5 protein-coding genes are annotated in these 6,144 nt (G+C 61.6%); 3 read left to right on the forward strand and 2 right to left on the reverse strand.

Going from position 1 to position 6,144, the window contains the following annotated elements; translation table 11 throughout:
- Positions 1-38 precede the first annotated feature (38 nt).
- Positions 39-509 carry a hypothetical protein gene (locus C41B8_RS18975; RefSeq protein ID WP_051883791.1) on the reverse strand — a complete coding sequence of 157 codons (471 nt, stop codon included), beginning with the start codon at positions 507-509 and terminating at the stop codon, positions 39-41.
- Positions 502-1,335 carry a PilZ domain-containing protein gene (locus tag C41B8_RS18980; protein ID WP_037341919.1) on the reverse strand — a complete coding sequence of 278 codons (834 nt, stop codon included), beginning with the start codon at positions 1,333-1,335 and terminating at the stop codon, positions 502-504. Before C41B8_RS18980 ends, C41B8_RS18975 begins: the two co-directional genes overlap by 8 nt.
- A 198-nt stretch (positions 1,336-1,533) precedes the next feature.
- On the opposite strand from C41B8_RS18980, the gene yghU reads away from it, so the two are divergent.
- From yghU to C41B8_RS18995, 3 genes are all read left to right on the forward strand, one after another.
- Positions 1,534-2,400, forward strand: a complete 867-nt coding sequence (gene yghU, locus C41B8_RS18985; RefSeq protein ID WP_037341921.1) for a glutathione-dependent disulfide-bond oxidoreductase — start codon at positions 1,534-1,536, stop codon at positions 2,398-2,400.
- A gap of 135 nt (positions 2,401-2,535) precedes the next feature.
- On the forward strand, positions 2,536-3,519 hold the full coding sequence (gene gnd / locus C41B8_RS18990) for a phosphogluconate dehydrogenase (NAD(+)-dependent, decarboxylating) (protein ID WP_037341923.1): 984 nt from the start codon (positions 2,536-2,538) through the stop codon (positions 3,517-3,519).
- A 238-nt stretch (positions 3,520-3,757) separates the two neighbouring features.
- Positions 3,758-6,144, forward strand: a 2,387-nt coding sequence (locus C41B8_RS18995; RefSeq protein WP_051883792.1) for a sensor domain-containing protein, incomplete at its 3' end; no start/stop codon positions are given.

Genomic DNA, 6,144 nt, shown 5'->3' on the forward strand with positions numbered 1-6,144 from the left:
ACCCATCAGCTTCAAGGCTTGCGGCTCGGATGAACAATCTACTGAGAGGTCACACCTAGGCCGGCGAACATACACCGGATCGCCGTCGTATCGAGTTCGGGCTGTGTGCACAGGCGATCGCGCATGGGGGGTATATGCTGCCCGCTTCGCACCGCCGGTTCGCGGCGCACGTCGGCCAGCGTGGCGGCCGGATATTGCACGCGACGAACCACCTGCAAATCGTGCAACAGCGCGGCAAGTGCAATATCTCGCGGCCTGAGGTCGATTTCCGGTTCCGCCACCACGAGGTCGGCGAGCCGGCCCGCGAACGCGAGGCTGTGCTGAATCAGCGGCGGTTGTTCGGTCATTGATGCGAGAGTGAACAGGAAGCCCTGCCGATCCTCGAGAAGCAGACTGCAAAGTCGCTCGGCGCCTGCGAGCATCGATGCGGCCGGCAACGGCTCGTCGGTTCGCACGGCCAGCGCGGCGTGCGACAGATTTCGAGCCACGACCAGAAGCGATTTATGCATGGGCGTGATTTGCGCGGCGGGCGATGGCGGCAACATCCGTCCGACCGGTGCGTCGCGCGCCCCCCCGTGGCCGAAAAAGCCCACCGGACTCGCGGGCGGCACTGCGTTCGCCGCGCCGGAGTGCAATTTCCATCTCGATCTCGTGCAGCCACAGCCAGAGCTGCTGTCGCCGTTCGTCGCCGAGTGCTTCAAGTGCAAGGCCGACACGGGCCATACCGCCCGTGCCCAGTATCCGCACATAGCGCGCCACCGCACTGGCTTCCAGCCGGTCTCCATTTGGAAACTCGATTGCGATGTCCAGCGCGGTGCCGCCGATATCCAGCGTCAAGGCCGCAGCAACCGGCAACTCGATCTGGCAACCGCCGATCGACAAGTCGATCACGCGCGCCACGAGGTCCGTCTTTCCGTTGCGGCCGCGCGCTTCGAAACGCGCGGACATCCCCTTGAGAAACGGCAGACGCACACCTGCACGCTTGTTCTCCACGCGCAGGCGTTCGGGGATATGGAAGCGTCGTCGATCGGGCGGTGTGGTATCGGATGCCACCACCGGGGCGATGCCGTCGAAGAGCAGCGTTTCGCGCTCTGCCGTAGCGGTGAGAGCCAGACCCGAGTCGGGGAGATCGATCGTCGCCCACTGCGGTTCGCTGGCCTCGAGTACGACGGTGCTCGCATCGTCCTCGAGCCATAGACGAGCGGCTGTAAGTGTCCAGTCGCCACCAGGCTCGCTCAGTGTGAGCGTTCGCGACTGTCCTTCGATGAGCTGTAACGTTCTGACCACGCGTTCGCGGTCGTGGAATTCGAGTATCTCAGCAAATACGGCATCCATGAAAAGCGCGACCGATTGCGGCGGCGTCTTATGGTCTAGACCGTCTATAACGGCCCGGCCGGCGGGCTATTGATGATGGAGCGGGCTGACAATAGGTCTTAAGGGCAAACCCCTAGTTGACTGAACAGTCATGGCGGCCATGAATCCGCTAGGCGCGAGTAGTACACTGACTGCCTTTGTACTCTGCAGTCATTTCTAATGAACGATTCGAGCGACTACACGCCCCCGAAGGTCTGGACCTGGGAAAAAGAAAGCGGCGGCCAGTTCGCCAGTATCAACCGTCCCTATGCGGGCGCGCGTTACGAGGCCGAACTACCGGTCGGCAAGCATCCGTACCAGTTATATTCGCTGGCGACCCCTAATGGGGTGAAGGTGACCACGCTGTTCGAGGAATTGCTTGAGGCCGGCTACGGCGAGGCCGAATATGACGCGTGGCCGATCCGTATCGGCGACGGGGAACAATTCTCCAGCGGTTACGTGGCGGTTAACCCGAACTCCAAGATTCCGGTGCTGGTCGATCACAGCCTCGGAGAGCCGCGGCGCGTCTTCGAATCCGGTGCCATCCTGCTGTATCTGGCCGAACGCTTCGGCGCATTTCTGCCCAGCGATCCGGACGTACGGACCGAAACGCTGAACTGGCTGTTCTGGCAGATGGGCAGCGCGCCGTATCTCGGCGGTGGTTTCGGTCATTTCTATAACTACGCGCCAGAAAAAATCGAATACGCCATCGATCGTTTTGCCATGGAGGCCAAGCGCCAGCTCGACGTGCTCGATCGACGGCTGGCCGACAACACGTACCTGGCCGGCGATGAATACACCATCGCCGATATTGCGACCTGGCCTTGGTACGGCGCGTTGGCGCTGGGTCGGGTCTATAACGCCGCCGAATTTCTGCAAGTACAGGAATACGAGCACGTGCAGCGCTGGGCCCAGGCCATCGATGCGCGGCCGGCGGTGCAGCGCGGTCGCATGGTTAACCGCCTGTGGGGCGACGAAGCGGAACAGTTGCACGAACGCCACGATGCCAGCGACTTCAAGCATCATACCCAGGACAAGTTGAAGTAGCCGCGAGCGCGACGAGCGCAATCGCTGAGGCGAGGCACGCCTCAGTGCTTGGTGCGCTCTGTAGAATGGCGCTTTCGTATGGCAGTGAACCGGAATCGCCGGGGCTCTCGGCGATTCGGCAATAAGGAGGTCTTCGTGAAAATCGGAGTACTCGGGCTCGGCCGCATGGGCGGCAACATCGCGTGTCGCCTGATGGATTCGGGTCATGAATGCGTGGTCTACGACACCAGTGCCGAAGCAGTGCGCCGCATCACCGAGGCCGGTGGTCAAGGCGCCGACTCGCTGGCTGCGATGGTCGAGGCGCTGCCCAAACCGCGCACGCTCTGGCTGATGCTGCCGGCGGGCGAGGTCACCGAAAACGCCATTGCGGAACTGGCGCCGATGCTCGATGCCGGTGATACGCTGATCGATGGCGGCAACGCCAATTTCAAGGACGACGTCCGCCGTGCCCGTACGCTGGCCGAACGTGATATCCGTTACATGGATGTCGGCGTTTCGGGCGGTGTATGGGGCCGCGAACGCGGCTTTTGCCTGATGATCGGCGGCGAGCAGGACAACGCCGAACGGCTCGACCCGATTTTCGCCACCCTGGCGCCCGGTACCGGTGATATTGAAAGCACGCCGGGACGCAGCGAGACGCTCGATCCCCGCGCCGAACAGGGCTATCTGTATTGTGGTCCGGCGGGCTCCGGCCACTTCGTCAAGATGGTCCACAACGGCATCGAGTACGGCATGATGGCGGCCTATGCCGAAGGCTTCGATATTCTCAAGAATCGTACCGCCGATTTCCTGCCGGAGGACGAGCGTTTCGACCTCAATCTTGCCGATATCGCCGAGGTGTGGCGTCGAGGCAGCGTGATCTCTTCGTGGTTGCTGGATTTGACGTCCATCGCGTTGGCCGAAGATCAGAGCCTCAATGAGTTCACCGGCGAGGTTTCCGATTCGGGCGAGGGGCGTTGGACGGTCAATGCCGCGGTCGAACAGGCGGTGCCGGCGAACGTTCTGTCAGCGGCGTTGTTTGCGCGGTTCCGCTCCCGCCACACGCCGAGTTTCGGTGACAAGCTGCAGTCGGCGATGCGCAATCAGTTCGGCGGCCACGTGGAAACACATAACGACTAATGCGGTGCCTGTTGCCACTAGAGCAGGCGCCATGTCGCTCGATCGCACTAGCCGGCGGAGGTTGATCCGTCCGAGGTTGCCGTTTGGCCAGGCCAACGAATGGCCTTGGCGTGACCGTCGGAGTGGTTCAAGTGCTACGGTTGCTCGCCGATAAGACGGCATAATATCGCTGGCCTTACAGGCTGGAATGCACGCTTCCGATCCAAACACCACAGACCCAACGCATTTCGTAGACGGCATGACCGAGCACGCGATCTACATGCTCGATGCCGATGGCCATGTCCGCTCCTGGAATGCGGGGGCGCAAAAGCTCACGGGATACGCCGAGCACGAGATCCTCGGCGTATTCGTGAATCGCCTGCACGATCCGACGCCGACCGGGATCGCGCCGGCCGAGGCGTTGCTCTTGGCGCGCGAGCACGGCCGGCACGAAGGTCGATTCTGGCGCCGTCGATGCGACGGCAGCCGCTTTCTCGTTTACGGCGTAATCGAGGCGGTCTATGACGCCGGCCGCCTGACGGGCTTTGCCGTGATCGAACGCGAATGCGGCAAGACGTGGCGCAACGACAAGACCCGGCTGGCCGAACGCCAGTTTCGGCTGCTGTTTCAGGGCGTCACGCTGTACGCGATTCTCATGCTGGACCTTGAAGGCATTATTACGAGCGCCAATCCGACCGGCGTGAAAACCATCAAGGGCTACGACGCCGACGGTTTATTGGGTCGGCATTTCTCGATGTTCTACAGTGCGGCCGATCGCGCGCGCGGCCTGCCCGAAACCGCGCTCGCCCGTGCGCGCGAGCAAGGGCCGTATCAGGAAGAAGGCTGGCGTTATCGAGCTGATGGGGCGGCGTTCTGGGCCCATGTGATCATCATGCCGCTGCGCGAGCAGGGACGATTGATCGGCTACGCCAAGATCACGCGTGACATAACGGGCCGCAAGGAACACGAGAACGAGATTCTGGCGGCCAAGCGATTGGCCGAACACCGCTACCGCGAATCGCGTTCGCTGTCCGCCTTTCTCGATAATGTGATTGGCAACATTCCGATTCGCGTGCTGGTGGAGGATGGCCAGACTGGCCAGATTCTCGTGGACAACGCGGCTAAGCAACATGCCATGACGGCGCCGACCATCGATGCCAGCACGATCGTCGAACGCCTGCGTGGCGTCGCACTCAAGACGCTGGAGGACGACGATTGCCGCGAGCTCCGGATTGGCGTGGACTCCGCGGATGGCGCCGTCCAGTTGAAATGTCGCGTGCTGCGCGTTGCCGACGAGATCGGCGGCGGCGCCAATCTGATGTATTTGGTCGAAGACGTCACTGAAGAATATCGCGCCAACGAAAAGATTCATTTCATGGCGCACCACGATGCGCTCACGCACTTGCCCAATCGGACGCTGTTCAACAAGCGTCTGGCACAGGCGTTGGCCGCCAGCGATTACGACGAAGCGCGCGTCGGCCTGTTGCTTATCGATCTGGACAACTTCAAGAACATCAACGACGTGCTCGGCCACCCGGTGGGCGATCAACTGCTTGTCCAGGTTGCTGCGCGGCTGCGTGGTGCGCTCGACGAACCGGCCACGCTCGCCCGTATTGGTGGTGACGAATTCTGCGTGGTCGTGCCCCGCTGTCGTGATATAGACGCGTTGGAAGCGCTCGCCCGACGTCTGATCGAGACGATGCAAGCGCCGATGGGGGTCGATGAACATATCGTGCAGTCCGGCATCAGCATCGGGCTGGTGATCTCCAACGGCGATATCGATAATACCGAGGAGTTGTTGCGTTGTGCCGATCTGGCGCTCTATGACGCCAAGCGCGGTGGCAAGGGGGCCTGTTCGATCTTTCATGCCGAACTGCACCGCGCGGCACGGCGCCGCCTCGATCTGGAAGTGGATCTGCGACGCGCGCTCGAGGCCGATGAATTCGTTCTCTATTATCAGCCGATCATGGCGTCCGACAGTCTCACGGTGTCGGGCATGGAAGCCTTGCTACGCTGGCATCATCCCGAGCGCGGGGTGGTGCCGCCGCTGGAGTTCATCCCTGTCGCCGAGGAAACCGGTCTGATCCGTGCCATCGGTGCACGTGTACTCATGCAGGCCTGTACGGAAGCGGCGGGGTGGGGGTGTGAGGCAACGATCGCGGTTAATCTCTCGCCGGTTCAGTTCGACGACCATGCGCTGGTGGATCAGGTGCGTGAAGCGCTCGCCAGCTCCGGCCTGCCGCCGCATCGATTGGAATTGGAAATCACCGAATCCATTCTGCTCGATGCGTCGCGCAAGAATATCCGCCTGCTGGAAACTCTCAAGTCACTGGGGGTGAAGATCGTGCTCGACGATTTCGGTACCGGTTATTCATCGTTGCATTACCTCCGTTCGTTCGCCTTCGACCGGATCAAGATCGACAAGAGCTTCGTCAAGGAGATCTGTCACGACGCCGAGGCCCAGGCGATCGTCAAGGCGATTACCACGCTCGGCCAGAGTCTGAGCATTCAGATCACCGCCGAAGGCGTCGAAGATGTCGAACAGGCCACGCGCCTGCGCACCGACGGCTGTTCTCACCTGCAGGGCTTTTATTTGGTTCATCGCACTTTACCGGGAAACGCGGCTTTGATTTTGAGGAAGAAGTA

Source organism: Salinisphaera hydrothermalis C41B8 (assembly GCF_000732535.1).
In the GTDB taxonomy this organism is placed as follows: domain Bacteria; phylum Pseudomonadota; class Gammaproteobacteria; order Nevskiales; family Salinisphaeraceae; genus Salinisphaera; species Salinisphaera hydrothermalis.

Excerpts from the sequence above, each read along its gene's own strand:
- C41B8_RS18975 (WP_051883791.1), bottom strand. The coding sequence starts at position 509 with ATGCATAAATCGCTTCTGGTCGTGGCTCGAAATCTGTCGCACGCCGCG.
- C41B8_RS18980 (WP_037341919.1), bottom strand. The coding sequence starts at position 1,335 with ATGGATGCCGTATTTGCTGAGATACTCGAATTCCACGACCGCGAACGC.
- yghU (WP_037341921.1), top strand. The coding sequence starts at position 1,534 with ATGAACGATTCGAGCGACTACACGCCCCCGAAGGTCTGGACCTGGGAA.